Annotated in this window: 28 protein-coding genes; 12 read left to right on the plus strand and 16 right to left on the minus strand. The window is 67.3% G+C overall.

The window, feature by feature from the left end:
- The 3 genes from KIT89_RS03445 to KIT89_RS03455 are packed head-to-tail and all read left to right on the plus strand — an operon-like array spanning nucleotide 1 to nucleotide 1,439.
- Entirely contained in the window at nucleotides 1–327 is a 327-nt protein-coding gene (locus KIT89_RS03445; protein WP_297603162.1) for a non-heme iron oxygenase ferredoxin subunit, read from the plus strand.
- A 13-nt stretch (nucleotides 328–340) separates the two neighbouring features.
- A complete protein-coding gene (gene sufC / locus KIT89_RS03450; RefSeq protein WP_297603163.1) occupies nucleotides 341–1,105 on the plus strand; it encodes a Fe-S cluster assembly ATPase SufC in 765 nt (254 codons plus the stop codon).
- A gap of 4 nt (nucleotides 1,106–1,109) precedes the next feature.
- A complete protein-coding gene (locus tag KIT89_RS03455; protein WP_297603164.1) occupies nucleotides 1,110–1,439 on the plus strand; it encodes a metal-sulfur cluster assembly factor in 330 nt (109 codons plus the stop codon).
- A 254-nt stretch (nucleotides 1,440–1,693) separates the two neighbouring features.
- Here the strand turns inward: KIT89_RS03455 and KIT89_RS03460 are convergent, their stop codons facing one another.
- A complete protein-coding gene (locus KIT89_RS03460; protein WP_297603165.1) occupies nucleotides 1,694–2,305 on the minus strand; it encodes a biotin transporter BioY in 612 nt (203 codons plus the stop codon).
- Nucleotides 2,306–2,411: 106 nt separating this feature from the next.
- Between KIT89_RS03460 and KIT89_RS03465 the strand changes: the two genes are divergently transcribed.
- Nucleotides 2,412–4,010 (plus strand): ABC-F family ATP-binding cassette domain-containing protein, encoded by a 1,599-nt coding sequence (locus KIT89_RS03465; RefSeq protein WP_297603167.1) that lies wholly within the window; start codon nucleotides 2,412–2,414, stop codon nucleotides 4,008–4,010.
- 8 nt (nucleotides 4,011–4,018) lie between these two features.
- Here the strand turns inward: KIT89_RS03465 and KIT89_RS03470 are convergent, their stop codons facing one another.
- From KIT89_RS03470 to KIT89_RS03480, 3 genes are read right to left on the minus strand one after another with little or no spacing between them, the layout of a single operon-like run.
- Nucleotides 4,019–4,843 carry an SURF1 family protein gene (locus KIT89_RS03470; protein ID WP_297603168.1) on the minus strand — a complete coding sequence of 275 codons (825 nt, stop codon included), beginning with the start codon at nucleotides 4,841–4,843 and terminating at the stop codon, nucleotides 4,019–4,021.
- A gap of 6 nt (nucleotides 4,844–4,849) precedes the next feature.
- Nucleotides 4,850–5,092 (minus strand): hypothetical protein, encoded by a 243-nt coding sequence (locus KIT89_RS03475; protein ID WP_297603170.1) that lies wholly within the window; start codon nucleotides 5,090–5,092, stop codon nucleotides 4,850–4,852.
- The gene (locus tag KIT89_RS03480) at nucleotides 5,089–5,373 is read right to left on the minus strand and encodes a DUF3099 domain-containing protein (protein ID WP_297603172.1); all 285 of its coding nucleotides are present in this window, start codon (nucleotides 5,371–5,373) and stop codon (nucleotides 5,089–5,091) included. The genes KIT89_RS03475 and KIT89_RS03480 overlap by 4 nt, the downstream gene beginning before the upstream one ends.
- 43 nt (nucleotides 5,374–5,416) lie before the next feature.
- On the opposite strand from KIT89_RS03480, the gene fabG reads away from it, so the two are divergent.
- Nucleotides 5,417–6,127, plus strand: a complete 711-nt coding sequence (fabG, locus tag KIT89_RS03485) for a 3-oxoacyl-ACP reductase FabG (RefSeq protein WP_297603174.1) — start codon at nucleotides 5,417–5,419, stop codon at nucleotides 6,125–6,127.
- Between the two features lie 9 nt (nucleotides 6,128–6,136).
- On the opposite strand, the gene serB is transcribed toward fabG, so the two are convergent.
- Complete coding sequence (serB, locus tag KIT89_RS03490) at nucleotides 6,137–6,775, minus strand: phosphoserine phosphatase SerB (protein ID WP_297603175.1); 639 nt, start codon at nucleotides 6,773–6,775, stop codon at nucleotides 6,137–6,139.
- Nucleotides 6,776–6,811: 36 nt separating this feature from the next.
- Nucleotides 6,812–8,047 carry a glucose-1-phosphate adenylyltransferase gene (glgC, locus tag KIT89_RS03495; RefSeq protein WP_297603176.1) on the minus strand — a complete coding sequence of 412 codons (1,236 nt, stop codon included), beginning with the start codon at nucleotides 8,045–8,047 and terminating at the stop codon, nucleotides 6,812–6,814.
- 62 nt (nucleotides 8,048–8,109) lie between these two features.
- On the opposite strand from glgC, the gene glgA reads away from it, so the two are divergent.
- The 3 genes from glgA to KIT89_RS03510 all read left to right on the plus strand — a co-directional run bounded on the left by glgA (nucleotide 8,110) and on the right by KIT89_RS03510 (nucleotide 10,469).
- A complete protein-coding gene (gene glgA / locus KIT89_RS03500) occupies nucleotides 8,110–9,294 on the plus strand; it encodes a glycogen synthase (RefSeq protein WP_297603177.1) in 1,185 nt (394 codons plus the stop codon).
- Nucleotides 9,295–9,329: 35 nt separating this feature from the next.
- Complete coding sequence (locus KIT89_RS03505; RefSeq protein WP_297603178.1) at nucleotides 9,330–10,112, plus strand: ABC transporter ATP-binding protein; 783 nt, start codon at nucleotides 9,330–9,332, stop codon at nucleotides 10,110–10,112.
- 108 nt (nucleotides 10,113–10,220) lie between these two features.
- A complete protein-coding gene (locus tag KIT89_RS03510; RefSeq protein ID WP_297603179.1) occupies nucleotides 10,221–10,469 on the plus strand; it encodes a type B 50S ribosomal protein L31 in 249 nt (82 codons plus the stop codon).
- A gap of 165 nt (nucleotides 10,470–10,634) precedes the next feature.
- Here the strand turns inward: KIT89_RS03510 and KIT89_RS03515 are convergent, their stop codons facing one another.
- Nucleotides 10,635–11,324 (minus strand): exonuclease domain-containing protein, encoded by a 690-nt coding sequence (locus KIT89_RS03515; RefSeq protein ID WP_297603181.1) that lies wholly within the window; start codon nucleotides 11,322–11,324, stop codon nucleotides 10,635–10,637.
- 29 nt (nucleotides 11,325–11,353) lie between these two features.
- The gene (gene treS / locus KIT89_RS03520; protein WP_297603182.1) at nucleotides 11,354–13,051 is read right to left on the minus strand and encodes a maltose alpha-D-glucosyltransferase; all 1,698 of its coding nucleotides are present in this window, start codon (nucleotides 13,049–13,051) and stop codon (nucleotides 11,354–11,356) included.
- An 18-nt stretch (nucleotides 13,052–13,069) separates the two neighbouring features.
- Between treS and KIT89_RS03525 the strand changes: the two genes are divergently transcribed.
- Together KIT89_RS03525 and KIT89_RS03530 are read left to right on the plus strand one after the other, a co-directional pair.
- Nucleotides 13,070–13,954, plus strand: coding sequence for an alpha/beta hydrolase (locus tag KIT89_RS03525; RefSeq protein ID WP_297603183.1), 885 nt, complete (start codon nucleotides 13,070–13,072; stop codon nucleotides 13,952–13,954).
- Between the two features lie 3 nt (nucleotides 13,955–13,957).
- On the plus strand, nucleotides 13,958–15,046 hold the full coding sequence (locus KIT89_RS03530; protein ID WP_297603184.1) for a glycosyltransferase family 1 protein: 1,089 nt from the start codon (nucleotides 13,958–13,960) through the stop codon (nucleotides 15,044–15,046).
- Here the strand turns inward: KIT89_RS03530 and KIT89_RS03535 are convergent.
- Genes KIT89_RS03535 through KIT89_RS03545 form a run of 3 tightly spaced genes read right to left on the minus strand, consistent with a single transcriptional unit; the run spans nucleotide 15,043 to nucleotide 17,039 of the window.
- On the minus strand, nucleotides 15,043–15,519 hold the full coding sequence (locus KIT89_RS03535; RefSeq protein ID WP_297603186.1) for a YbaK/EbsC family protein: 477 nt from the start codon (nucleotides 15,517–15,519) through the stop codon (nucleotides 15,043–15,045). The genes KIT89_RS03530 and KIT89_RS03535 overlap by 4 nt on opposite strands.
- On the minus strand, nucleotides 15,519–16,151 hold the full coding sequence (locus tag KIT89_RS03540; protein ID WP_297603187.1) for a histidine phosphatase family protein: 633 nt from the start codon (nucleotides 16,149–16,151) through the stop codon (nucleotides 15,519–15,521). The genes KIT89_RS03535 and KIT89_RS03540 overlap by 1 nt, the downstream gene beginning before the upstream one ends.
- 36 nt (nucleotides 16,152–16,187) lie before the next feature.
- On the minus strand, nucleotides 16,188–17,039 hold the full coding sequence (locus KIT89_RS03545; protein WP_297603188.1) for a Sir2 family NAD-dependent protein deacetylase: 852 nt from the start codon (nucleotides 17,037–17,039) through the stop codon (nucleotides 16,188–16,190).
- 108 nt (nucleotides 17,040–17,147) lie between these two features.
- On the opposite strand from KIT89_RS03545, the gene KIT89_RS03550 reads away from it, so the two are divergent.
- Complete coding sequence (locus KIT89_RS03550) at nucleotides 17,148–17,948, plus strand: RNA methyltransferase (RefSeq protein WP_297603189.1); 801 nt, start codon at nucleotides 17,148–17,150, stop codon at nucleotides 17,946–17,948.
- Nucleotides 17,949–17,989: 41 nt separating this feature from the next.
- Here KIT89_RS03550 and KIT89_RS03555 read toward each other — a convergent pair whose 3' ends face one another.
- The 5 genes from KIT89_RS03555 to KIT89_RS03575 all read right to left on the minus strand — a co-directional run bounded on the left by KIT89_RS03555 (nucleotide 17,990) and on the right by KIT89_RS03575 (nucleotide 25,352).
- Nucleotides 17,990–20,080, minus strand: a complete 2,091-nt coding sequence (locus KIT89_RS03555; RefSeq protein ID WP_297603190.1) for an alpha-galactosidase — start codon at nucleotides 20,078–20,080, stop codon at nucleotides 17,990–17,992.
- Between the two features lie 41 nt (nucleotides 20,081–20,121).
- Nucleotides 20,122–21,450, minus strand: coding sequence for an ABC transporter substrate-binding protein (locus KIT89_RS03560; RefSeq protein WP_297603191.1), 1,329 nt, complete (start codon nucleotides 21,448–21,450; stop codon nucleotides 20,122–20,124).
- Between the two features lie 89 nt (nucleotides 21,451–21,539).
- Nucleotides 21,540–22,430 (minus strand): carbohydrate ABC transporter permease, encoded by an 891-nt coding sequence (locus KIT89_RS03565; RefSeq protein ID WP_297603192.1) that lies wholly within the window; start codon nucleotides 22,428–22,430, stop codon nucleotides 21,540–21,542.
- Nucleotides 22,427–23,326: a carbohydrate ABC transporter permease gene (locus KIT89_RS03570; RefSeq protein ID WP_297603894.1), complete on the minus strand. Its 900-nt coding sequence runs from the start codon at nucleotides 23,324–23,326 to the stop codon at nucleotides 22,427–22,429. Before KIT89_RS03570 ends, KIT89_RS03565 begins: the two co-directional genes overlap by 4 nt.
- Nucleotides 23,313–25,352, minus strand: a complete 2,040-nt coding sequence (locus tag KIT89_RS03575; protein WP_297603194.1) for a beta-galactosidase — start codon at nucleotides 25,350–25,352, stop codon at nucleotides 23,313–23,315. The genes KIT89_RS03570 and KIT89_RS03575 overlap by 14 nt, the downstream gene beginning before the upstream one ends.
- Before the next feature lie 182 nt (nucleotides 25,353–25,534).
- Here KIT89_RS03575 and KIT89_RS03580 point away from each other — a divergent pair, with 182 nt between their 5' ends.
- The gene (locus tag KIT89_RS03580; protein ID WP_297603195.1) at nucleotides 25,535–26,557 is read left to right on the plus strand and encodes a LacI family DNA-binding transcriptional regulator; all 1,023 of its coding nucleotides are present in this window, start codon (nucleotides 25,535–25,537) and stop codon (nucleotides 26,555–26,557) included.
- Nucleotides 26,558–26,581 lie beyond the last annotated feature (24 nt).

Consider the following 26,581-nt stretch of genomic DNA (forward strand, 5'->3'; position numbering starts at 1 on the left):
GTGGTGGCAACCCGTGTCTGCTCGCTCGACGAGCTCAGCCCCGCCAGCGCCAAGAAGGTCGTCGTCGATGGCAAGCCTGTGGCCGTGGTCATGGATTCAGAGGGATCGGTGCACGCGCTCGGCGACACCTGCACGCACGGCGAGATCTCGCTGAGCGAAGGCTTCGTCGAAGACGACGCCATCGAGTGCTGGGCGCACGGCTCGAAGTTCGAGCTCGCCACCGGCACACCCCGCAACTTTCCGGCATACGAGCCGGTTCCCGTCTACACCGTCACCGTTGAGAACGGCGACGTGCTGGTAGACGTCGAGACGATCCGCACCCCGTAAGGAAGATTCACACATGTCAACTCTTGAGATTCGCGATCTGCACGTCAGCATCGAGACCGATCAGGGCGCCAAGCAGATTCTGCGCGGCGTCAACCTGACCATCAACTCGGGCGAGACCCACGCGATCATGGGCCCCAACGGCTCAGGCAAGTCGACGCTCGCGTACACGATCGCCGGCCACCCCCGCTACACCGTCGACAGCGGATCGATCACGCTCGACGGAGCCGACGTGCTCGAGATGAGCATCGACGAGCGCGCTCGCGCCGGCTTGTTCTTGGCCATGCAGTATCCGGTCGAGATTCCCGGCGTCACGGTGTCGAACTTCTTGCGCACCGCCAAGACTGCACTCGATGGTGAAGCCCCTGCACTGCGCTCGTGGATCAAAGACCTGCGCGGCTCGATGGAGGCCATGCGCATGGACACCTCGTTCGCCGAGCGCAACGTCAACGAAGGCTTCTCGGGCGGCGAGAAGAAGCGTCACGAGATCGTGCAGCTCGAACTGCTCAAGCCGAAGATCGCCGTGCTCGACGAGACCGACTCGGGCCTCGATGTCGACGCCCTCAAGGTGGTGTCAGAAGGCGTCAATCGCGTGAAAGAGACCACGGGTGTCGGCGTGCTGCTCATCACCCACTACACGCGCATCCTGCGCTACATCACGCCCGACTTCGTGCACGTCTTCGTCGACGGCGCCGTCGCCGAAGAAGGCGGCCCTGAACTGGCAGAGCGCTTGGAGAACGAGGGCTACGATCGCTACCTGACCGGCTCGAACGTAAGCTAGGCGCATGCCCACCGCACTCGAACCTCAACTCTTCGACAAGGTCGAAGAGGGGCTGAAAGACGTCGTCGACCCCGAATTGGGCGTCAACATCGTCGATCTCGGCCTCGTCTACGACCTGGCGTGGGATGACGAGAGCGATGCCCTCATCATCTCGATGACGCTCACCTCTGCCGGTTGCCCCCTCACCGACGTCATCGAAGAGTCGATCGCGAACTCCCTCGACGGCATCGTCGAGCAGTTTCGCATCAACTGGGTCTGGATGCCCCCGTGGGGCCCCGAGCGCATCACCGACGACGGCCGCGACATGATGCGCGCGCTTGGCTTCAGCATCTGAGAGCCCAGTGGGCTCTCAGGGCCAAGCGCGCCGCCGACAGGCGGTTGGGCTTTAGCATCTGACAGCCCAGTGGGCTGTCAGGCCCAATGCGCCGCCGAAGGCGGCTGGGCTTCTCCATCTCACCATCGAGCGCCTGCGTGTGAGACGCCCGGCGTTGTGGGCGGTTTGTGGCATGAGTGGCCGAAAGTTCGAACACCAATGCCACAAAGCGCCCCAAACGCGCTGACTGCACGCAGAGCGCGTGCCGTCAGCGATCAGCCGCGCTTCTGCGCTCGATCTGCCGCAGCCCAGAGGGCCGGCAGCACTGCCGCCGCGATCGCGGCCTTGATGAGCCCGCCGATGATGAACGGGTAGAAGCCCGCGATGAGCACCGACTGCAGATCGTTGGGCAGGCCGAGCTGGCCGAGCGAGACCGCGAGCCAGGGGAGCCCGATGGCGAACACCACGAGCGAGCCGCCGATGAAGGTGATGATGGGCTTGTACCAGCCGCGATCCCACGCACGCTCGGCGGCCCAGCCGACGAGTGCTGCCGAGGCGATGAAGCCGATGATGTACCCGCCGGTGGGGCCGAGCAGCACGCTCCAGCCGCCCGAGGCGTCACTGTAGATCGGCAGGCCGATGCCGCCCAAGATCGCGTAGAGCGCAAGAGCTGCCGCTCCGCGCGCGGCGCCGAGACTCGCGCCGACGAGCAGCACCGCGAGAGTCTGCCCCGTGACGGGCACGGGCCACAGCGGAATCGCCACCTGCGCGAGCACTGCGACGAGCGCGGTGCCCGCGACGACGAGGGCGATGTCGCTCAGCCAGGTGCGAGTGACGACCCGATCGACGAGAGTGGGGCGAACGAGGGCAGTAGTGGCGATCGTCACAGTGGGCTTCCTCACGGGGGCGGGCTGCAGGGGACACGGCTAGACTATCGGGCTGGCCCCCCACTCGTCGGCTGGTCGAAACCCACCAAAGAAACGGACGTTCGCTGTGCTCGCTGTGCAAGACCTCGAGATTCGGGTCGGTGCGCGCCTGCTCATGGAGAACGTGAGCTTTCGCGTGGACAAGGGCGACAAGGTCGGCCTCGTCGGGCGCAACGGCGCTGGCAAGACCACGATGACTCGAGCCCTCGCCGGTGAGGGTCAGCCGACAGGCGGCACCATCAGTCGCACGGGCGAGATCGGCTATCTGCCGCAAGACCCCCGCGCCGGCGACCCCGAGCAGCTCGCTCGCACGCGCATTCTCGACGCACGCGGGCTCGGCCAGATCGTCATCGACATGCAGCGCGCCACAGTCGACATGGGCAGTGAGGATGCTGAGGTCGCCGAGAAGGCGATGTCACGCTACAGCCGCCTCACCGACCGCTTCCAGTCGCTCGGAGGGTATGCGGCCGAAGCGGAGGCTGCCGCCATCGCGAGCAACCTGAGCCTGCCCGATCGCATTCTGAGCCAGCCGCTCAGCACCCTGTCGGGTGGTCAGCGGCGCCGCATCGAGCTGGCCCGCATCCTGTTCAGCGACGCCGAGACGATGATTCTCGACGAGCCGACCAACCACCTCGACGCCGACTCGGTGGTGTGGCTGAGGGAGTTCTTGAAGCAGTACCAGGGCGGCTTCATCGTCATCAGCCACGACGTGGCGCTCGTCGAAGAGACCGTCAACCGGGTGTTCTACCTCGACGCCAACCGTCAGGTCATCGACATCTACAACATGGGCTGGAAGAACTACCTGCGGCAGCGCGAGTCTGACGAAGAGCGCCGCAAGAAAGAGCGCGTCAACGTCGAGAAGAAGGCGACGCAGCTGCAACTGCAGGCGGCACGCTTCGGCGCCAAGGCGAGCAAGGCCGCCGCCGCCCACCAGATGGTGGCGCGCGCCGAGAAGATGCTCTCGGGGCTCGATGAGGTGCGCGCGGTCGACCGCGTGGCCAAACTGCGGTTTCCGGAGCCGGCCCCTGTGGGCAAGACCCCCCTGCAGGCGCACGGCCTGTCGAAGAGCTACGGCTCGCTCGAGATCTTCACGGCCGTCGACCTCGCCGTCGACCGCGGGTCACGCGTGGTGATTCTGGGCCTCAACGGTGCAGGAAAGACCACACTGCTGCGCATTCTCGCCGGCGTCGACACTCCAGACACGGGCACTCTCGAACCCGGGCACGGGCTGCGCATCGGCTACTACGCGCAAGAGCACGAGACGCTCGACGTGCATCGCAGCGTGCTCGAGAACATGATGAGCGCGAGCGAGGCCATCACCGAGCGCGAGGCGCGCAGCGTGCTGGGTTCGTTCTTGTTCGTCGGCGACGACGTGCAGAAGCCCGCCGGGGTGCTCTCGGGCGGAGAGAAGACCAGGCTCTCGCTCGCCACGCTCGTGGTGTCGAAAGCCAATCTGCTGCTGCTCGACGAACCCACCAACAACCTCGACCCCGCGAGCCGTGCCGAGATTCTGGGGGCACTCGCGAGCTATTCGGGAGCCGTCATCTTGGTCAGCCACGACGAGGGCGCCGTCGAGGCGCTCAACCCCGAGCGCGTGCTCATCATGCCCGACGGCGTCGAAGACCTCTGGACGGCCGACTACGCCGAGTTGATCTCGCTCGCCTGAGCCTTCGGTCAGCGCTCGCGCGCGTCGAGAATGGCGTCTTCGACCTCGGCGTCGATGCCGCGCTTGGGCTTCGGCAGCGCCTCACCGGTCTCGGTCGCTCGCAGCACTCGATGCTCATGCCGCAGCGCCCAGCCGAAACCGATGAACCCGAGCAGCGCGAAGAGGTACCACTGAAAGGTGTAGCTCAAGTGCGGGCCCTCGTCGTTGACGGGTCGCAGCGCGGCGATCGGGCGCTCGGGAACCGGGGGAGTCTCGCTGTCGAGCAAGCCGTAAGCGCCCGTGATGACGGGCCCGACGTCGATGCGCTCGGCGAGCTCGGGCAGGTGGATCGTCGCGATCTGCCCCTCGGGGGCACCACGGCCCGCGATGGTCGGCTCGCCGGGCTTCAGCCGCACGACGACCTCGACACGGCCCTCGGGCGGTGCCGGCACGGTGTCGGGGGAGTCTTGCGCCGAACCCGAAGGCAGCCATCCCCGATCGACGATGAACACCTCGCCGGTCTCGAGCACGAGCGGCGTGAGCACTTCGAACCCCGGTCGTGCGTTGAGCGGGCGATTGCGCACGAGCACCTGATCATCGGTGAGGTATTCGCCCTCGAGCGTGACGGGGCTCCACTCGCGGGCGGGGTCGAGGTCGCCCCCCGCCGGCAGCACATCGCGCAGGGCGACAGCGGGCGCATCCCAGTTCTCGGCGACGACGCGCATCTGCGCGACCACCTCGACGCGCCTGGCCCATTGCCATTGCGCCAGCAGCACGCACACGACGGCGAACACGGTCGTGAACGCCAACCAGCCGAGCCAGCGACGGGTCATGGCCAGCGAGAGAATGCTCATCGACCGCTATTCTGCCGGGTCGGGCACTCGCTCGACGACGACCCCCGCCGGAGTGATCGTCACCGGAAACCCTCGCGCCGCGACATAGTCGTAAAGAAAGTCGCGGTGATCTTCGCACGCGAGCCACACCTTCACGCGCTCGGGGCCGTGAATGCGCGGGTTTCGCCAGTTGACCGCCCACTCGGCAGCGGCGCGGCACCCGCTGCGCGAGCACCGGTTGCTCGTGATGGCCCCCGGCAGGTCGATCACAGTCGCCCGTCACTGGGTGAGTACGGCAGCAGGGCACCCGGCCGTTCGACGGCGGGGCCGGCCCGGTTGACGACAGTGTTCGCGGCGACGACGGCGAAGTAGGGCAGCACGACGGCTCCGAACGCGGGAATCAGCAGCCACCACCCCGGAGTCACGAAGCAGGCTGCGATGCAGATCATGCGAATGCCCATCGCCGCGGCGTATTTGATCATGCGTGTGCGGCGCTCGTCATCGGGAGACGTCGGCAGGCTCGTGATGGCGCTGGACGGAGGTGTCGGCACACGGGAATCGTAGCTCTCAACGTTGCGCATATGCTGGGGAGCCATGACGACCCAGCGCACCGTTCTCATCACCGGCGGCAATCGCGGAATCGGCTTCTCGATCGCCCAGGAGTTTCTCGCACAGGGCCACCGCGTCGCCGTCACCGCCCGATCGGGCGCCGGCCCAGAAGGCGCCCTCACCGTGCAGGCCGACGTCACCGACACTGCCTCGATCGATGCCGCGTTCACCGCCGTCGAAGCCGAGCTGGGCCCCGTCGAGGTCGTCGTGGCCAACGCCGGCATCACGCGAGACACGCTGCTCATGCGCATGAGCGACGACGACTTCACCGACGTCGTCGACACCAACCTGACGGGCGCCTTCCGCACGGTCAAGCGAGCCTCGAAAGGCATGCTGAAGGGGCGCTTCGGCCGCATCATTCTGATCTCGAGCGTCGTCGGCCTCTACGGCTCGGCCGGGCAGGTCAACTACAGCGCCTCGAAGTCGGCTCTCGTGGGCATGGCGCGGTCGCTGACGCGCGAACTCGGCGCACGCGGCATCACCGCGAACGTCGTCGCCCCGGGGTTCATCGAGACGGATATGACGGCAGAATTGCCCGACGAGCAGGTGGCCGCCTACCAGAAGGCTATTCCGGCCGGTCGCTTCGCGACGCCGCTCGAGGTCGCGCGTGTCGTGACATGGCTCGCGAGCGACGACGCCGCCTACGTCAGCGGAGCGGTGATTCCGGTCGACGGCGGCCTCGGCATGGGCCACTGACCTCGGCCGTCAACCTCTGAGCCCGAGCACGGCCAGCACTGACGACAGGTCGCGCTCGTCGAGCACGAGGTCTGCGTGCTCGCGCACGACAGGCTTCGCGTCGAACGCGATCGACAGCCCGGCTGCAGACATCATCTCGAGGTCGTTCGCGCCGTCGCCGATCGCCACAGTGCGGTGCAGCGGAACCTGGAAGGCGTGCGCCCACTCGAGCAGGGCTTGCTGTTTCGCGGCCGCGTCGATGACCGGCCCGCGCGTGCGACCCGTCAGCCGACCGTCGACGATGTCGAGACGATTCGCGCGATGCACGTCGAGGCCGAGGTCGGCGGCGTGCGCATCGAGCAGTTCGTGAAAGCCTCCTGACACGACCGCGATGCGGCCGTCTGCAGCGTGGATGCCCTGCACGAGTTCGCGCACTCCGCGAGTGAGCTCGATGCGCGCCGAGATCTGCTCGAGCGCAGCCTCATTGAGCCCCTCGAGAGTTTCGACGCGTTCGATGAGCGACTGCGCGAAGTCGAGCTCGCCGGCCATCGCGCGCGCGGTGATCTGCGCGACGACATCGAGAGAGCCCGCCTGCTCGGCGAGCAGCTCGATCGCCTCCTGCTCGATGAGGGTCGAGTCGACGTCGAGCACGACGAGCACCGACGTCATGATGGCTCCTGCGCGGCTCGGGCGGCCGCGGCCGCGCTATTCGATGTGGGTGCCCTTGCCCGCCACGGTGATGCCGGTGTCGGTCACGGTGAGCCCCCGGGCTCGATCGGCATCGTGATCGACGCCCACCTGGGCGCCCGGCGCGATGACGACTTCTTTGTCGAGAATAGCCCGCCGCACGACGGCTCCCGCGCCGATCACGGTGCGTTCGAACACGACCGTGTCGGTGACGGTCGCCGATTCGACGGTCACCCATGGCCCGAGCACGCTGCGCTCGATGTGCGACCCCGAGATGACTGAGCCGAGCGACACGATCGAGTCGATCACAGCGCCCGTCGACCCTGCACCGTCGCGCACGAACTTCGCCGGCGGTGAGTTGAGCTGCTGAGCGTAGATGGGCCACGCGGTGTTGTAGAGGTTGAACACCGGCAGCGCCGAGATGAGATCTTGGTGGGCGTCGAAGAACGACTCGATCGTTCCGACATCGCGCCAGTAGAAGCGATCGCGCTCGGTCGAGCCGGGCACCTCGTTGCGATTGAGGTCATACACGAAGGCCTCGCCGCGTCGCACGAAGTCGGGCACGATGTCGCCGCCCATGTCGTGCGACGAATCGGCGTCGTCGGCGTCACGCGTCACGGCATCCATGAGCACATCGGCGTCGAACACGTAGTTGCCCATCGATGCGAGAACCTCGTGCGGGGCATCCGGCAGCCCGGTCGGCGACGTGGGCTTCTCGTGGAAGGCGGCGATGCGCTGGGGGTTCGCCGGGTCGGTCTCGATGACCCCGAACTGGTCGGCGAGCGCGATCGGCTGCCTGATGCCGGCCACCGTGACTCCGGCACCGTTGGCGATGTGCGAGTCGATCATCTGGGTGAAGTCCATGCGGTAGACGTGGTCGGCGCCGACCACCACGACGATGTCGGGCTTCTCGTCGCGAATCAGGTTGAGGCTCTGAAAGATCGCGTCTGCCGAACCCGAGAACCACCGTTTGCCGAGCCGCTGCTGGGCCGGAACCGAGGCGACGTACGAGTTGAGCATGCCGCTGAGCCGCCACACCTGACTCACGTGCCGGTCGAGCGAATGGCTCTTGTACTGGGTGAGCACGACGATCTGCCGAAGCCCAGAGTTGATGAGGTTCGAGAGCGCAAAATCGATGAGGCGATAGCCCCCCGCGAAGGGCACTGCGGGCTTCGCTCTGTCGACCGTGAGCGGCATGAGCCGCTTGCCTTCGCCACCGGCGAGCACGATTCCGAAGATCTTTGCAGTCGACATGGCCCCACACTAGGCGAGGCAAGCGTGCAGGGGGAGAGGCGGGGCTGTACTAGCGTCAAACCATGCGCGTCGACGTGATCAGCCGAGAATATCCGCCCGAGGTCTACGGGGGAGCCGGTGTGCACGTTGCCGAGCTCGTGCGCGCACTGCGCCAGTCTCTCGACGTGCGAGTGCGGTGCTTCGGTGCTCCGCGCAACGAGGCTGACACGCACGCCTACCTGGTGCCAGGAACCCTGAGCTCAGCGAACCCCGCACTCGCCACTCTCGGTGTCGACCTGGCGATCGCCGACGACGTCGACGGTGCAGACCTGGTGCACTCGCACACCTGGTATGCCAACGCGGCCGGGCAGCTCGCCCAATTGCTGCACGGTATTCCGCACGTCGTCACGGCCCACAGCCTCGAGCCGCTGCGCCCGTGGAAGGCCGAGCAGCTCGGCGGCGGCTACCGCGTCTCGCGCTGGATCGAGCAGAACGCTTTCGAGAGCGCCGACGCCGTCATCGCCGTCAGCGAGGGCATGCGCCGCGACATTCTGCGGTGCTACCCCGAGATCGACGAGTCACGTGTCTCGGTCATCCACAACGGCATCGACCTCGAACGCTGGCAGCGCGTGATCGATCACGACGCAGTGCGCTCGCTCGGTATCGACCCCGACCGCCCCGCGGTCGTCTTCGTCGGCCGCATCACGCGCCAGAAGGGCCTGCCCTATCTCTTGCAGGCTGCCCGGCGGCTGCCCCCCGAGGTGCAGCTCGTGCTGTGCGCGGGTGCCCCCGATACTCCCGAGATCCTGCGCGAGGTGCAGCACGGGGTGGCCGCGCTGCAGGCTGAGCGCACCGGCGTCGTGTGGATCGAGCGCATGCTCTCGCCGCTCGAGCTCTCGGCCGTGCTCTCGAGTGCCACGGCGTTCGTGTGCCCGAGCGTCTACGAACCGCTCGGCATCGTCAACCTCGAGGCGATGGCGTGCGGCGTCGCGGTGGTCGGCACGAACACGGGGGGTATTCCCGAGGTCGTCGACGACGGCGTCACCGGTCGACTCGTGCCCATCGACCAGGTGCATGACGGCTCGGGAACCCCGCTCGACCCTGAGCGGTTCATCGCCGATCTGGCCGCCATTCTCACCGAGGTGGTGAGCGACCCGGCCGCGGCCCACCTCATGGGAGCCGCGGGTCGGCAGCGGGCCGAGCAGATGTTCTCGTGGCAGACCATCGCCGCGCGAACGATCGAGCTCTATCGCGGCCTGGTGGTCTGAGAACGGCCAGCCGGGTGCTCTACGCTGGAGGCATCATGGCCAGCGTTCTCGAGTTCGACGAAGTGTCTCTGACCCGTGATGGCAACGCCATCCTCGACCGCGTTACGTGGCGCGTCTCGTCTGACGAGCGCTGGGTCGTGCTCGGCCCGAACGGCGCGGGCAAGACGACGATGCTGCAGGTCGCGGCCTCGCTCATGCACCCCACGTCGGGCTCTGCTGTGGTGCTCGACGAGCGCCTCGGTTCGACCGACGTCTTCGAGCTGCGCCCGCGCATCGGCTTCGCCTCGACCGCGCTCGCCCGTCGGATTCCGGGCAACGAGCGAGTGCTCGACGTGGTCATGACGAGCGCGCACGCTGTGACGGGCCGGTGGAACGAGACCTACGACGAGGTGGATGTTCGCCGCGCCCAGCGCGTGCTGCGCGAGTGGCACCTCGACCAGTTCGAAGACCGACTCTTCGGCACGTTGAGCGATGGTGAGCAGAAGCGCGTGCAGATCGCACGGGCGATCATGACCGACCCCGAGCTGCTGCTGCTCGATGAGCCGGCCGCGAGCCTCGACCTGGGCGCGCGAGAAGAGCTGCTGCAGCTGCTCGGAGCGTACGCGAGCGAGAAGAGCTCGCCCGCGATGGTCATGGTGACGCACCATGTCGAAGAGATTCCGCCGGGGTTCACGCACGCGATGCTGCTGCGCGAAGGCCAGATCGCGGCATCTGGGCCGCTCGACGAGGTGATCACGGCGGCGAACCTGAGTCTGACCTTCGGGTTGTCGCTCGCGGTGTCGCATGACGACGGGCGCTTCTCGGCGCGCGCGTCGTGAGCGCTGACCTTCGCGCGACCCTCTGCTATTCTTGACCGTTGGGCCTCGCGGCCCTTTCTCGTGCCCCGGTGGTTGCCCGCCGGCCAAGACTTTTCAAGGACACCGCTCATGAAGACTGACATTCACCCCGAGTACGCAGCTGTCGTGTTTCGCGACCTCGCCTCGGGCGAGACCTTCCTCACCCGGTCGACCGTCACGAGCGAGAAGACGATCGAGCTCGACGGTGAGACCTACCCGGTGATCGACGTCGAGATCTCGTCGGCCTCGCACCCGTTCTACACCGGCAAGCAGCGCATTCTCGACAGCGCCGGTCGCGTCGAGAAGTTCAACCAGCGCTTCAAGAACTTCGGCAACTAGCGCACACTCGCTGCACGAACGGCCCCGCCTCTGGGTGGGGCCGTTCGCCGTCAATGCCGAGTGTGCCCGTTGGGCGCAAATGTTCTGCTGCGGGACGAGCACATTCGCGCGGGACAGGCACACTCGCGGCAGGCTGGGCGCGCGCTGGCGCCCTGAGTGCGTGCCTCAGGCGCGCACGGGCCATCCGCGGTCGGCCGTGAAGGTGTGATCACGCTGCGTGCGCATGTAGTCCTCGAAGCTGGTGGCCTGCTGCTCGTGCCAGGCAACCTGCGCCGCGTGCAGTTCGGCGAGGGTCGCGGGCAGCGCCGCCGCATGCTGCTCGGCGATGGCGCGGGCGACCAGCCCTGCGGCGATCGCGTCGACTCCGGCGTCGTGGGCCCCGTCGAGAGCGACCCCGTAGTGCGCGGCCGCAGCCTCGAGGGTGCGCTTGCCCTTGCGGTAGCGGTCGACAGCCTTGTCGATCACGAGCGGGTCGACGACCGGAGCCGGGTCGACGAGGGGCGCCACCGCGTGCCGGGCGGCCTCGTGCGCGAGCAGCGTCAAGTCGTAGGGGGCGTTGTAGACCACGAGGGGCCTGCCGCGCTCGAGCACTGCGCGCAGCTCGGCGACGACCTCGGCGACGACCTCGACTGCTGGGCGGCCCTCGGCACGCGCACGCTCGGTGCTGATGCCGTGCACCGCTGCCGCACCCTCCGGGATCTCGACCCCGGGGTCGGCGAGCCAATCTCGACGAGAGACGACGGCCCCGGAGTCGTCGAGCAGGGCGACGCAGGCGGTGACGATGCGGGCGGTGCGAACATCCACCCCCGTCGTCTCGAGGTCGAAGACGGCGAGGTCGCGCTGCAGCAGGGTCACGCGCCCAGCCTAGGGGCCACCGGCGACGCTCAGTCGGCGTGCAGCCAGTAGAAGCTCTGCGTGCCGAGCGTGAGCGTCAGCGAGCCGTCGTCGCCGACATTCGGGAAGGGAGCGCCACCGAACAGGTCGCGCAGGCTCGCGCCCTCGAGCCCGACCGCCGAGATCGTCGCCGACACGGGGTTGTGCGCGAACGAGAACACGCACAGGATGCGCTCGGCCGAATCGCCGAGGTGCGTGCCGGTTCCGCGATACTCGCGCACGAATGCAAGCACCGACTCGTTGTCGGTCTCGAGCACGCGCATGCTGCCGAGCCCGAACGTCGGGTGAGCCTTGCGCACGTGGATGACGTTGCGAATCCAGTGCAGCAGCGAGCGCGACTGGGCCAGCTGGCTCTCGACGTTGATCTGGTTGTAGTGGTACACGAGCGACTGCACGACGGGCAGGTAGAGCTTGCCAGGGTCAGCGTGCGAGAACCCAGCGTTGCGGTCGGGAGTCCACTGCATGGGCGTGCGCGAACTGTCGCGGTCGGGCAGCCAGATGTTGTCGCCCATGCCGATCTCGTCGCCGTAGTACAAGAACGGGCTGCCCGGCAGGCTGAACAGCAGCGCGTGCGCGAGCTCGAGCTCGGCGCGCGCGTTGTCGAGCAGGGGAGCGAGGCGGCGTCGAATGCCGATGTTGGCGCGCATGCGGGGGTCGTAGGCGTACCAGCCGTACATCGCCTGGCGGTACTCCTCGCTCACCATCTCGAGCGTCAGCTCGTCGTGATTGCGCAAGAACACGCCCCACGCGCTGCCCTCAGGAGCGGGAGTCTCTTCGCTCAGCTGCCGCTGCAGCTCGGTCGCCTGCTGCGAGCGCAAGGCGTAGAAGATGCGCGGCATGACCGGAAAGTCGAACGCCATGTGGCACTCGGGCTCGTCGTCGGTGCCGAAGAATGCTGCGACCTCGTTGGGCCACTGATTCGCCTCGGCGATGAGGATTCGGCCCGGGTATTCGCGATCGACCATCTCGCGCAGCTTGACGATGAACGCGTGCGTCTCGGGCTCACTCTCGCCCGTGCCGCCGTCGGTCTCATACAGGTAGGGAATCGCGTCGAGTCGAAAACCGTCGACGCCCAGATCGGCCCAAAACCGCACGACATCGAAGATCTCGTCGTGCACCTTCGGGTTCTCGAAGTTCAGGTCGGGCTGGTGCGAGAAGAAGCGGTGCCAGTAGAACTGGCGACGAATCGGGTCGAACGCCCAGTTCGACTCTTCGGTGTCGACGAAGATGATGCGCACGTCTTCGTACTTCTCATCGGTGTCGCTCCACACGTAGTAGTCGCCGTACGGCCCCTCGGGGTCTTCGCGCGAGGCCTGGAACCACGGATGCTGGTCGCTCGTGTGATTGATGACGAGATCAATGACGATGCGCATGTTGCGCTCGTGCGCCTTGGTGACGAGTTCGCGAAACTCTTCGATCGTGCCGAACTCGGGCAGCACCGAGGTGTAGTCAGACACGTCGTAGCCGCCATCGCGCAGCGGGCTCTGGAAGAACGGCGGCAGCCACAGCGCGTCGACGCCGAGCCACTGCAGGTAGTCGAGCTTCTGGATGAGTCCGCCGAGGTCGCCGGTGCCGTCACCGTTCGAATCCATGAACGAACGCACCATCACCTCGTAGAACACGCTGCGGCGGTGCCACTGCGGGTCGAGGGTCAGGCCAGGCAGGGTGATGGGAGCAGTGAACGACACCTGCCTAGACTAATCGCGATGCCCGCTCTCTCTCCGTACGCCGCCGACCTCGCGCGGGTGCCCGCCGTCGAGCACTCGACCGAGGTGCTGGGCTCGCGCACGCACTGGGTCGACTACGGGCCTGCCGACGCCGCCCGAACAGTCGTGCTCGTGCACGGTTTTCGCGGTGACCACCACGGACTCGGGCCTGTCATCGCCCAGCTTCCGGAGGTGAGGCTCATCGCCCCCGATCTTCCTGGTTTCGGCACGAGTGAGGCGCTCGTCGATCGGGAGCACGATCTCGAGGGCTACACCGCCTGGCTTGACGCCTTTCTGCGCGCGACAGGCGTGCACGGCACTGCAGTGCTGCTGGGCCACTCGTTCGGCTCGATCGTCGTGTCGGCGGCCGTCGCCTCGGGCGTGCCGACCCCGCGCGTGATTCTCGTGAACCCGATCGGGCAGAATGCGCTCGCGGGCCCACGCGGCGTGCTCACTCGCCTCGCCGTCGGCTTCTACCGAGTGGGGGCCGCACTGCCCGAGAAGCTCGGCTTCGCCGTGCTGCGCAGTCGGCTCGTCACGCGCATCATGAGCGTGACGATGGCGAAGACCGACGACAGGGCGCTGCGCCGATGGATTCACGAAGAGCACGACCGCTACTTCTCTGCGTTCGCCTCGCGGCAGAGCCTGCTTGAAGCCTTTCGCACGTCGGTGTCGCACGATGTGAGCGAGTTCGCGCCGAGCATCCAGCAGCGGACGTTGCTCATCGCCGCCGATGAAGACGACATCACTCCTCTCGAGGCACAGCGTCGCCTCGTGACGTTGTTTCCGGATGCTGCGCTCGAGGTCATCGAGGGAGTCGGGCATCTCATCCACTACGAGAAGCCGCTCGAAGCGGCCGCGGCGATTCGCCGGTTCGTGGCGTAGCGCATGAAGATCGTCGTCGACTGCCGTTATGTGCGGTTTCCGCGCCACGACGGCATCAGCCGTTTCACCGCGGGGATCGTCGGTGCGCTGCGTGGCCTGCTGGCCGAGCACGAGTCGCTCGAGCTGCTCATCAGCGATGAGCGGCAGCTCGCCATGCTGCCTCAGGGGTTGCCGTGGCACCTCGTGAGCGGCCCCACGAGCCCCCGTGAGCCGTTCGTAGCGCGGCAGGTGAATCGAGTGACGCCCGACGTCATCTTCAGCCCCATGCAGACGATGGGTGCGTTCGGGCGTCGATACTCGCTCGTGCTGACCCTGCACGATCTCATCTACTATGCGCACCCCACGCCGCCGCGCGATCTGCCGTGGCCCGTGCGCCTCGGCTGGAGGCTGTATCACCTGGCGTGGTGGCCGCAGCGCGTGCTGCTGAACCGCGCCGACGCGGTCGTGACGGTGAGCGAGACGACGCGCGACCTCATGCGGCAGCACCGCCTGACGAAGCGCTCGATCACCGTCGTGCCGAACGCGGCCGACCGGCCGGCCGTCGTGGCGCGTCGCGAGCGCCCTTCGGGAATCGAGCTCGTCTACATGGGTTCGTTCATGCCCTACAAGGGCGTCGAGACGCTCGTCGAGGCGCTGCACTCGCTGCCGGGAGCACGGCTGCACCTGCTGAGCGGTATTCGTGCCGCAGACCGCGAGCGATTCGAGGCGGCCGCCCCATCGGGCGCTCTCGTCGTGCACGACGGCGTGAGCGATGAGGAGTATTCCGCGCTGCTCGAGGGTGCGACGGCGCTCGTGAGTGCGTCGCACGCTGAGGGCTTCGGCATTCCGCTCGTCGAGGCGATGGGGCGTGGCACGCCGGTGGTCGTGAGCGACATTCCGATCTTCCGTGAGATCGGCGGAGAGACGGCGCTGTACGCGACCGCAGGGGATGCCGGCTCGTTCGCGGCTGCCGTCTCACAGCTGCTGCAGCCGGGGGAGTGGGAGCGGCGGTCGGCCGCGGCGCCCGCCGAGGCGGCGAGGTTCGAGTGGGGTCGCTCGGCCGAAGTGCTGCTCGAGCTGCTGCGCGAGCAGGCTGTGCTCAGGAGACGCTAGCGGGTGCCGATGTCGGCGAGCTCGCCGCCCGTCCACTCGACGAGCTGCTGGGGGGTCGCCGAGAAGACGTCGAACGCGCTGCCTGCGGCCGACCAGACGGTGTCGAACCGCAGCAGATCGCGGTCGATGATCGTGCGCACCGGTTCGGGATGCCCGAGCGGGGGTACCCCGCCGATCGAGTACCCCGTCGCGAGTTTGACGGTCTTCGCGTCGGCCTTCTCGATGCGAGCATCGAGCACCGCGGCAAGAGCGTCGAGGTCGGCGCGGTTGTCGCCGCAGACGAGGGCGAGCACCGGTTCGCGGCTGTCGTCGGCGTGCACGGCGACGAAGACCAGCGACTTCACGATCGCCCCGACCTCGCAGCCCGCGGCAGCCGCAGCTGAGGCGGCGGTGTGGGTCGAGTCGGGCATCCGGATCGGAGAGATCGACAGGTGCGCGGTCGCTGCCAGAAAGCGCTCGGGGCCGCTCGCCACTAGCGACCCGCCTCGCGCGCTGCGAGCGGATTCTGCTCTTCGAAGTCGTCGGCGAACGGAAAGATCGACCGCTCGTCGATGGGGTCGTCGAAAGCGACCAGCTCGAGTGCACCATCGGCGTGGCGGAAGGAGTGCACAGATCCGTTCGTGATCATGCCGCGGTGACGCCCGGGCTCAACCGACTCGAGCACGCTGCGGATCACGCCGCCGTGCGCGACGACGATGACTGCCTCACCGGGGTGCCGCGCCGCGAGGTCGTGCAGGGCGTCCACGGCGCGCACGGCGACAGCCTCACGTGGCTCGCGCCCGGGAACCTCAGCACCGTCGGGGTAGCGGGCATCGATCTCTGAGCCCGTGAGCCCTTCGGCAGCCCCGTAATCCCGTTCGACGAGGCGCGGTTCGAGCTCTGGCTCGCTCAGACCGACGTGCTCGCCGATGAGACGCGCGGTCTCGGCGGCGCGCGAGAGTGGTGAAGCGACGAGCGCGTTCCACCGGCGGCTCGCGAGCAGCGCTCCAGTCGCCCGAGCTTGCTCACGCCCCGTGTCATTGAGCGGAATATCGGTCGAGCCCTGGATGCGCCGCTCGCGGTTCCAGTCGGTCTCGCCGTGGCGCACGAGTGCGAAGACGGTCATGGTGTCCTTCCGTCGGCTCCGACGGTCAGAGCCCGGTCAGGCGCGCAGAGCCTCGCTCAGAGCGGCGAGGGTCTCGGTGGTGCCTGCTTCGATCTTAATGGCCGCGCGACTGTCGGCTTTCGTCTCGCCCCGGTTGACGATGATGGTGGGCAACCGCTTCTTGGCGGCCTGCCCCACAAGACGGATTCCCGAATTCACGACGAGCGACGACCCGAGCACGAGCAGCGCATCAGAGCGGGCCACGATGCCGCGAGCCTCTTCGAACTTCACGGGCGGCACGAACTCGCCGAAGAAGACGATGTCGGGCTTGAGGGTTCCGCCGCAGACCGAGCACTCGGGCACGGCGAAGCGCGACACATCAGCTACCTCGGCGTCGCCGTCGGGGTTGAGTGTGGCGTCGGCGTCGCTCAGCCACGGGTTGAGCACCGCGATGCGCTCGGCGATCGCCCCACGATCGAAGGTCTGCCCGCAGTGCAGGCACGTCACGCGGTCCATGCTGCCGTGCAGGTCGACCACTCGGCGGCTGCCTGCCCGAACGTGCAGACCGTCGACGTTCTGGGTCACCACTCCCGTCACGATGCCGCTGAGCTCGAGGTCGGCGAGCGTGCGGTGGCCGTCGTTCGGCGCCGCCGCGGCGAACCGCTTCCACCCCAGATGACTGCCCGCCCAATAGCGCTTGCGGTACGGCTCGTCGGCGAGAAACTGGCTGAACGTCATCGGCGTGCGCACCGGCGCGCCGGCGCCCCGATAGTCGGGAATGCCCGAGTCGGTGCTGACCCCGGCCCCTGTCAGCACCGCGATGCGACGACCGCGCAGCAACTCGATCGCCCGCTCGACGGCGGCGCGCGCGACCGCGTCGAGCTCGACGGGCGGTGCGGCGATCGACATGTGGCCTCCGAAAGTGCGTACCACGCAGACTAGAACGCTCTGGTTTCGGATATGTTTCGGAAGGCTGGCAGGGCGAGTCGCGCCCCGTTGACGAGCGGAAGAGCATCCATGCGCATCGAGCACATCACCACCCTCGATGCGCCCGCCCTCGCCGACTACGCGCGCCTCACCGATGTGGCCCTGCGCCGTGTGACCGAGCCCGCGGGCGGGCTGTACATCGCCGAGTCGATCACCGTCATCGGGCGCGCGCTGCGCGCGGGCCACCGACCGCGCTCGGTGCTCACGAGCGAGCGCTGGCTGCCAGAACTCGAGGCGCTGCTGGGTCAGATTGATGTGACCGTCTACGTGGGCGAGCCGGGAGTGCTCGAAGACCTCACGGGCTTTCACCTGCACCGAGGCGCGCTCGCGAGCATGCATCGGCCCGAGCCTCTCGACCCCGCGATGCTGCTGCGGGATGCTCGGCGCATCGTCATCGTCGAAGACGTCATGGATCACACCAACGTCGGCGCCATCTTCCGTTCAGTGGCGGGCCTCGGCGCCGACGCCGTGCTCGTCACCCCTCGATGCGCCGACCCGCTCTACCGCCGAAGCGTGCGCGTGTCGATGGGCACCGTGCTGCAGGTGCCGTGGACTCGACTGTCGGAATGGGATGACGCCGTGCCACTGCTGCACGACGCGGGCTTCACGATCGCCGCACTGGCCCTCGCCGACGATGCGGTCGCACTGCGCGACTTCGCATCGACCGCTCCCGAGCGAGTGGCGATCGTCGTCGGATCAGAGGGCGACGGGCTCAGTCGTGCCGCCCTCGACGCGGCCGACGTGGTCGTGACGATTCCGATGGGGCACGGCGTCGACTCGCTCAACGTCGCGGCCGCGAGCGCGGTGGCGTTGTACGCGCTGACGACCTAGCGCGACGCGCGAGAAGCAGGCACGGCTCGCTCGTGATCGGATCAGTCCACGGCAGTAGCCCGCAGCAGAAGCGCCTGCTCAGGTGCGAGCAGCGGCACGGGCAGCCCGAGCTCGGCGAGCAATCGACCCGTGATCGTGATGCCGCCGTCGGCGAGCCACGCGGGGGGAGCATCCTGCACGGTGCGCGGCGCCCCGCCCACGGTCAGCGGCTCAATGCGGTAGCGACGGTCGGCGTCGAGGCCCGGAAACCGCAACGGCGGTGGCACGGCGACCACCGCAGTCGCAAGCGTGACGAGCGCGATGAGCGCCTCAGAGCGGTCGGAGGCGACGAGACCGTGCACATAGCGTTCGTCGACGGCCTCATCGGTGCGTACCGTGCGCCCTGTCGTCAGCAGTGGGCGCAGCTGCTTGACCGACGTCACCCACTCGCGCAGCGCCTCGAGCTGGTCGACATCGGCCGTCGTCACATTCCACTCGATGCCGGCGCTGCCGAACAGGGCTGTCGCGAGACGGAACGAGAGGTCGTGCGTGCGCCCCGTGATGTGCGCGCGCGGGGCGCCCACATGCCCGCCGAGCAGCTCGGGCGGCATGAGGAGCGCGCTGTAGCGCTGAATGCGCTGCCGATCGAGGGCGTCGTTCGTGTCGCTCGTCCAGAATCGGTGCACACGGCTCGCCAAGCCGAGATCGATGCGTGCCCCGCCCGAGGCGCAACTCTCGATCGCCACATGCGGAAAGCGCTCGCGCACATCATCGATGAGGGCGTACAGCGCACGCGTGTGGGCCGAGGCCGTGCCAGCGTGCTGGTCGCGATTGTGATCCCACTTGAGAAATGAGATGGGGTATTCGGTCAGCAGGGCGCTGAGGGCGTCGAGCACGTGATCGCGCGCAGCCCGCACGGTGAGGTCGAGGGAGTGCTGGAACCGCCAGGTTGGCGGATGGTGCGCCGCAGACTCTGCGATCGGTTCGGCGAGCATCCACTCGGGATGCTCGCGCGCGAGCCGCGAGTCGGGACTCACCATCTCGGGCTCGACCCACAGGCCGAACTCCATTCCGTGAGCGACGACCGCATCGGCGAGCGGGTGCAGGCCCGAGGGCCAGCGATCAGGGTCGACCGTCCAATCGCCGAGAGCCCTGCGGTCGTCGGTGCGCCCCGTGAACCAGCCATCATCGAGCACGAACCGCTCGATGCCGAGCTCGGCCGCGGTGTCGACGAGAGGCAACAGCGCGTCGGCGGAATGGTCGAAATACACGGCCTCCCACGTGTTGAGCACGACCGGACGACGGGTCGGGGGAGTCAGGGAGCGCACAAAGGGATGCAGCCGATCGCTCACCCCGTCGAGACCCTCGATCGACCATGCCAGCACGGATTCAGGCGCGGTGTAGGTCTCACCCGCAGCGAGCACGACCTCTGCCGGGTCGAGCAGCTCGGCGGCGAGCAGGCGGCGATGACCCGTCGGAAGCGACTCGACGCCGGTCGTGCTGTTGCCGCTCCAGGCATGGTGCAACGCCCAGACCTCGCCGCTGCGAAAACCGAACCCCTGGGTGCCGATCACGGTGAGAAAGGGGGCGTCGTGGCCAGGTCGACCACGACGCTGATCGCGAAGGTGCAGGCCGTCGCGCACGAGACCACGGTGCGGCATCCGCTCACCGGCCCAGACCCCGCTGAAGTCGAGCAGTTCGCTCGCTCGGGCGGGAACCGGCAGGGTCGCGGCGAGACGGTGCAGCTCGACGCCCTCGGGGGCTTCTGCGCGGGCATCCAGCCCGATCACCAGCACGCCCTCGGGCGACAGCCGGGCATGCCAGCCGATGGTGAGCAACGCCCCGCCGTCGTCGTGCGCGACGAGCTCGACCGAGACGGACGACTCATCGGGCTGCGACATTCCGGTGCGATGGATGCGCAGCGGCAGCCGGGCGGGTGCGCTCGCCGAGCGGTGCGCGATGAGAGCGGGGAACCCGCTCCAACCCTCTGCGGGACCCGCGAGCACTGAAGGCAAGAGCGGCGCATCTGGCGAACTGGGGGCGATGGCGGGCACGGCCGCAGCAACCTGCTCGAGCATCGTCGACTCGACCTCACCGAGATCGCGACCCCAGTGCACGACCCGTGGCACGGCCGTGCCGCGGGCGTCGAGCACGAAGCTGACACCCGCGGCACGGAGGTGGAGAAACGAGATGCTTACTCCTTGACGGGAATCGAGGCCGCCTTGAGGGCTGCGATCGTGGAGGACTGACCGGCGGTCAGTGCTTCCAGGAGCGTACCGTTGCCCGAGACGGCGCCGGCGAAGCCGTCGGCGACATCGTTGTAGACCTGCGTCATCGTCGGGCCCCACGTGAAGTCGGGGTTGACGTTCTTGCCGGCCTCTGCGAACACCTCGTAGATGTTCTGGCCGCCGTAGAACTCGAGCCCCTCACCGAACACGGGCAGGTTGCCTCCTGCGATCGTGGCGGGGTAGATGTTCGCCGTGCGGTTCATCGCCGTCAGCGCGTCGGCGTCGGTGTTGAGCCACAGCGCGAACTGTGCGGCTTCGTACGGGTGGTCAGAACCCTTGAGCACCGCAGTGGTCGAGCCACCCCAGTTGCCCGCTGCACTCGCGCCGGCCTCCCACTGCGGCATCGGGGCGACAGCCCAGTTGCCGGCAGTGTCGGGCGCGCCGCTCGCGATGGTGTTGGCACCCCAGACCGCCGAGACCCAAGTCCACAGCTCGCTCGAGTTGTATGCGGCGTTCCACTCATCCGTCCACGGAGGGTAGACGGCGACGAGATCGTTGTCGATGAGGCCCTGCCAGTACTCGGCGACCTGCGTGGTCTCGGCACCTGTCAGGTCGACTGTCCAGCCATCGGCATCGGTCGAGAACCACTGGCCGTCGGCCTGCCACACCAGTCCTGCGAAGGCGTTGATGTCGCTCTGCGAGAAGTTGTTGATGTAGCCGCCGAGTTCGCGAATCTGCACCGCTGCAGCCTCGTACTCCTCCCACGTGGTCGGAACGGGGATGCCCGCCGCCTCGAAGAGGTCGGCGCGATAGAACATGGCCATGGGGCCGGTGTCTTGCGGAATCGCGTAGACAGCGTTCTCTTCACCGAAGGTCACCTGGCTCCAGGTCCACCCGACGAACTGATCTTCTGCCGCGAGAATGCCCTCGCAGGCTGCGATGTTCTCGAGGCCGTCCTGCACACGGAAGTTCGGCATCGCGTCGAATTCGATCTGACCGAGGTCGGGCGCGTTGCCTGCCGCGAGCTGGTTGAAGAAGTTCTGGTAGGTGCCGCCGTTGCCGTTCGGTCCGGTCTGCACCTCGACCTGGATGTCGGGGTTCTCGTCGTTCCAGATCGCCACGGCCTCTTCGACGCCGGGCAGCCAGCTCGTGAAGGTCAAGGTGACTGGCCCGTCTGAGGGGGCGCAGTCGCCGCTAGCGCCGGGGGCGTCGGTGCCGCCGGTCGCGCAGGCCGAGAGTGCGAGTGCGGAGATGGCCGCGATGGCCCCCGCACGCGCGATTCGCGTGATCGCCATGCTGTGTTCCTTTCGATTGGTGGTGCAGGTGGTGGTGCGTGGAGCGATGCTCCGCTCGGCCGCAGCGCGGTCGAGGGTCTGCCGGCGGCTCACTTGAGCCCGCCGTTCGCCAGCCCCGACTGCCAGAAGCGCTGCAGTGCGAGGAAGGTGACGATGAGGGGGATGACCGATAGCAACGAGCCGATGACGACAAGAGCGCGGATGTCGGGAATCTGACTGACCTGGGTGTTCCAGACGTAGAGGCCGAGCGTGACAGGAAACAGGTTCTCGTCGCGCAGCATGATGAGCGGCAGGAAAAAGTTGTTCCAGATCGCCACGAACTGGAAGAGGAAGATCGTGACGAGTGCTGGTGCCATCAGGCGCGTGGCGACCGTGAAGAACGTGCGCACCTCGCCGGCTCCATCGATGCGGGCTGCCTCGATGATCTCGTCAGGCACGCTCGCGGCGGCGTAGATGCGCGACAGGTAGACCCCGAACGGGCTCACGAGGCTCGGCAGCAGCACCGCCCAGATGGTGTTTGTCGCGCCTGCCTGGCTGAAGATCAGGAACAGGGGCAGGGCCAGCGCCGTCGCAGGAACGAGCACGCCTCCCAGCACGACATTGAACAGCGTCTCTCGGCCTCGGAACGCGTACTTCGCAATCGCGTACCCCGCCATCGCTGCGAAGAGCGTTGCGAGCGCTGCCCCCACGCCGGCATAGAGAGCGCTGTTGCCCAGCCAGCGCACGAAGACGCCACCGCGGTAGTCGAGCAGTGCGGCGATGTTGTCGAACAGTGAGAAGTCGGCGAACCACAGCGGAGCCGTGGTCGTGAAGTCTGGTCGGTTCTTGGTCGCGGCGACGAAGAGCCACCACAACGGCGTCAAGAAGTAGAGCGTCGCCACCACCATGACCGACATCGCCACGGTGCGCGACACAGCGCTTTCGCGAATGCCTCCCGAGCGAGACGGTCGGCGCTGCTTCTTCACTGATGACGTGGTCACAGGGCGGCCCTCCGTTGCGTGAGCTTCAGCACGGTGAACGACAGCACGAAGGTCGCCACGGCGAGCACGACAGACATCGCGGCAGCGAGGCTGATGTTCGGCACCGACGCTGTCGAGTAGATCGTGAGGTTCGGCGTGAAGGTGCTCGTGACCGCCGATGAGAAGCTTCTGAACACCTGAGGCTCGGCCAGGAGCTGCAGGGTGCCGATGATCGAGAAGATTCCGGTGAGCACGAGTGCGGGTACGACGAGGGGGATCTTGATCGACCACGCGATGCGGAACTGGTTCGCGCCGTCGATGCGCGCTGCCTCGTAGATCTCTTGCGGAATCGAGAGCAAGGCCGAGTAGATGATGAGCATGTTGTAGCCGACGTACACCCAGGTGACGACGTTGGCGATGGACCAGAGCACGGCATCGGCCGAGAGGAAGTCGACGCTGCGCGTCACCGCGGTGAACGGAGACAGGTTGGGAGAGTAGAGAAAGCCCCACATGATCGCTGCGATGACGCTGGGCACCGCATACGGGGCGAAGAACGCGAGTCTGAAGAACTTGGTGCCTCGCACGAGCGGTGAATCGAGCAGCAGGGCGAACACCAGGGCGAGCCCCAGCATGATCGGCACCTGCACGACGCCGAACATGAGCATGCGGCCGATCGATGCCCAGAACGGCTCGTTCTGGAACACAGCGATGTACTGCGTGAGGCCGCCGAACACCTGCACAGCAGGGCCGAAGGTTCCCTCGCGCTCGACGGTGAGCAGCGATTGGTAGACGGCGTAGAGGATGGGAATGATGTAGAACATCGCGAACAGCGCCCCGAACGGCAGCAGAAAGACGGCGAGCGCCCTTCTGTGGCTCACGGCTTTCGACGGGGTGACCGCAGTGTCACGCGCCACGATTGCTCCTCTCTGACACGATGACTCGAACGGATCCGGCGTCGATGCGCGCCGCACCCCCGATGACGTCACCGCTGATGAGATCGAGGCCGGCGACCGGCACCGTGATCGACTCTGTGCGGTGATTGATGATGAACGTCGCGCGCATGCTCTCGGTCACGCGGGTCACGACATCGACGTCGAACCCCAGCTCGAGGGTGTCGACACCCGCATCGGCGCACACCCGACGCAGCATCGACAGCAGGCCTTCGTCATCGAGCATCGTCGCGGTGTACCAGGCGCGACCGCTGCCCACGTCACGACGAGTGAGCGCGGGCGAGGCTGATGCCGGGCCATCATTGAAACGGTCGATCACCTCGGCATCATGCACGACGACCGATTCGCTCCAGATCGAGCCTCTGGCTCCCGATGCGAGCGACACCCACTCGTCGGCTGCGAGCGGTCGGAACTCGTCGACCGTGACTCCGAGCAGTTCGCGGAAGGCTCCGGGGAAGCCTCCGAGCCTGATCGCGTCGGACTCATCGACGATGCCGCTGAACGGCGTGACGAGCACGGTCGCACCGCGATCTGCTGCGCGGGCGATCACGTCGGCATCAGCATCCGTGACGGCATACAAGGTGGGCACGATGACGAGGTCGTATGCGTCGAGCGCGGCGCCGGCGCTGACGATGTCGACAGTGACGCCGAGCGCCCGCAGGGCGCGGTGGTAACGGTGAGCCTCGGGGAGGTAGCGCACGAGACTGCTGGGCTGGGAGTCTCCCTCCGCCGCCCACCAGGCGGGCCACGAGAAGACGATGGCCGCCCGGGCGTCGACTCGTGATCCGACGATGGGCGACAGCTTGTCGAGCACAGCAGACAACTCGAGGCTCTGCGCCCACCCCGCGCCGTGAGTGCCACTGTGCGGCAACAGCGCAGAATGGAACTTCTCGGCGCCACGCCTCGATGCGCGCCACTGGAAGAAGCAGATCGAATCGGCGCCCCGAGCGACGTGGCCGAGCGCGGTGCGCAGCAGTTCTCCATCGCGCTTCGCATGGTTGACGGGCTGCCAGCTCACGGCGCTCGTCGACGTCTCCATCAGCATCCACGGTCGGCCTCCGGCGAGGCCGCGCGTCAGATCGGCGCTGAAGGCGAGCTCTGCCAGCGGATCGGCCAGACGGTGATCGAGGTAGTGGTCATTCGCGATCAGGTCGAGGTCGTCGACCCATGAGAAGTAGTCCTGGGTGGTGATGTGCGCGGTGACCATGAGATTGGTGGTCACGGGCGCTGACGAGACTTGGCGGATCACTGCGGCTTCGGCCCGGTAGTACTCGAGAAGTTCGTCAGAGGAGAACCGCTTGAAGTCGAGGATCTGGCTGGGGTTGCCCGCGGAGCGCGTCGTGCGCGGGGGCAGCACATCGCTCCAGTCGCCGAAGCGCTGACTCCAGAACGAGGTTCCCCAAGCCTCATTGAGCGCATCGAGTGTTCCGTATCGGCGCTCGAGCCAGCCCCGGAATGCCGCCGCCGAGACGTCGCAGTAGCACAGGGCGTTGTGGCAGCCGAGCTCGTTCGACACGTGCCACAGGGCGATTGCGGGGTGCCCTGCGTATCGCTCGACGGTGGCGGAGACCAGGGCGAGCGCGTGTTCGCGGAAGACCGGCGAGCTCGGGCACCATGCCTGCCGACCCCCCGGCCACGCGAGCGTGCCGTCGGCGAACCGAGGCAGCGTTTCGGGGTGCACCCGTGCGAGCCAGGGCGGGGGAGACGACGTGCCCGTGCCGAGATTGATCCTGATTCCGGCGTCGTGCAGCAGTTCGATGATGCGGTCGAGTCGGCGGAAATCGTAGGGGCCGGGGGCAGGCTGCAGCTGCGCCCACCCGAAGATGTTGATGGCCACGAGGTCGACGCCGAGCTCTGTCATCAGCGCGATGTCGTCGACCCACACCGACTCGGGCCACTGCTCGGGGTTGTAGTCGCATCCGAGAATCACGTCGCGGGTCGCCCAGCCCGGCACGAGCGCGCTGCCGGCGCTCAGGGTGTGGGGAGTGCTCACAAGCCGTCCTTCTCAGGTTCGGTGGTCAACGTCGTCGTCGCTCGATCTCGAGCACTCTGTGAGCGTGCACAGGGCCAGTCGCGCATCGAATGTTTCGAGATTCTGTGAGCGTGCACAGATTAGGCACGACCGATTGCGAATGTCAACAGCAACGGCGTGTCGCCGTGGATACACTGGGCCCCGTGCCTGAATCCACCTCGCGCCACAAGCGCGCCACGATCTTCGATGTGGCGGCCGAAGCGGGAGTGTCACGGGGCACAGTCTCGCGCGTCTTGAACGGCGAGCCCTACGTCTCAGCCTCCGCGCGTGAAGCGATCGAAGCAGCCATCGCAAAGGTCGGCTACGTGCGCAACACGGCAGCGCGAAACCTCGCGACGCAGTCGTCAGGAGCGATCGCGCTCATCGTGCACGAGCCGCACTCGGTGTTCGTCGACGACCCCAACATCGGGGCCATACTGCTCGGCATCAACGCAGCGCTCTCTGAAGCCGACTATCAGCTGGTCTCGCTCGTGATCGACACCGAGCGCGACTCGCAGCGAGTGACGGGGTACCTCGGCGGAGGCTTCGTCGACGGCGCCATCATTGTGTCGGCGCGAGCGGGTGATCCGATCTCGCAAGCGATCGCCGATCTGCGTTTGCCCGCGGTGATGATTGGTCGGCCCGACAATCAGCCTCAGCTGCCGTGGGTCGGCATCGACAATCGGGGGGCAGCACGTGAGATCACCGATCGACTCTCGGCGACCGGTCGTCGACGCATCGGCATGATCGCCGCGGGCCTCGACCGCGACAGCGGCCGCGACCGGTTGTCGGGGTTTCAAGATGCCCTTGGCGCGAGATTCGACGACTCGATGGTGTCGCGCCAGAACCTCTACACCTTCGCGGCCGGCGTCGCCGGCATGACCGAGCTGCTCGCGATCGACTCGAGCATCGACGGAGTCTTCGCCGCCTCAGACGCTGTGGCTGCGGGCGCCCTCGAAGCCTTGCGCATTGCGGGTCGAACAGTGCCGGGCGACGTCGGAGTCGTGGGCTTCGACGACAGCGCGTGGGCTCGGCGCACGCGCCCGGCGCTCTCGACAGTTCGTCAACCTGCGGCAGAACTGGGCGCCCGGGCCGCGCAACTCGTGCTCGATCAGGTGCAAGCGGGCGAATCGCACTCTGACGGAGTGCTGCTGCAGACTGAAGTTGTCTGGCGACACTCGGCGTGACAGCGAGGTCTCTGAACTCGACAC

Origin of the sequence: Microcella sp. (assembly GCF_025808395.1) — a bacterium.
Classification (GTDB): Bacteria; Actinomycetota; Actinomycetes; order Actinomycetales; family Microbacteriaceae; genus Microcella.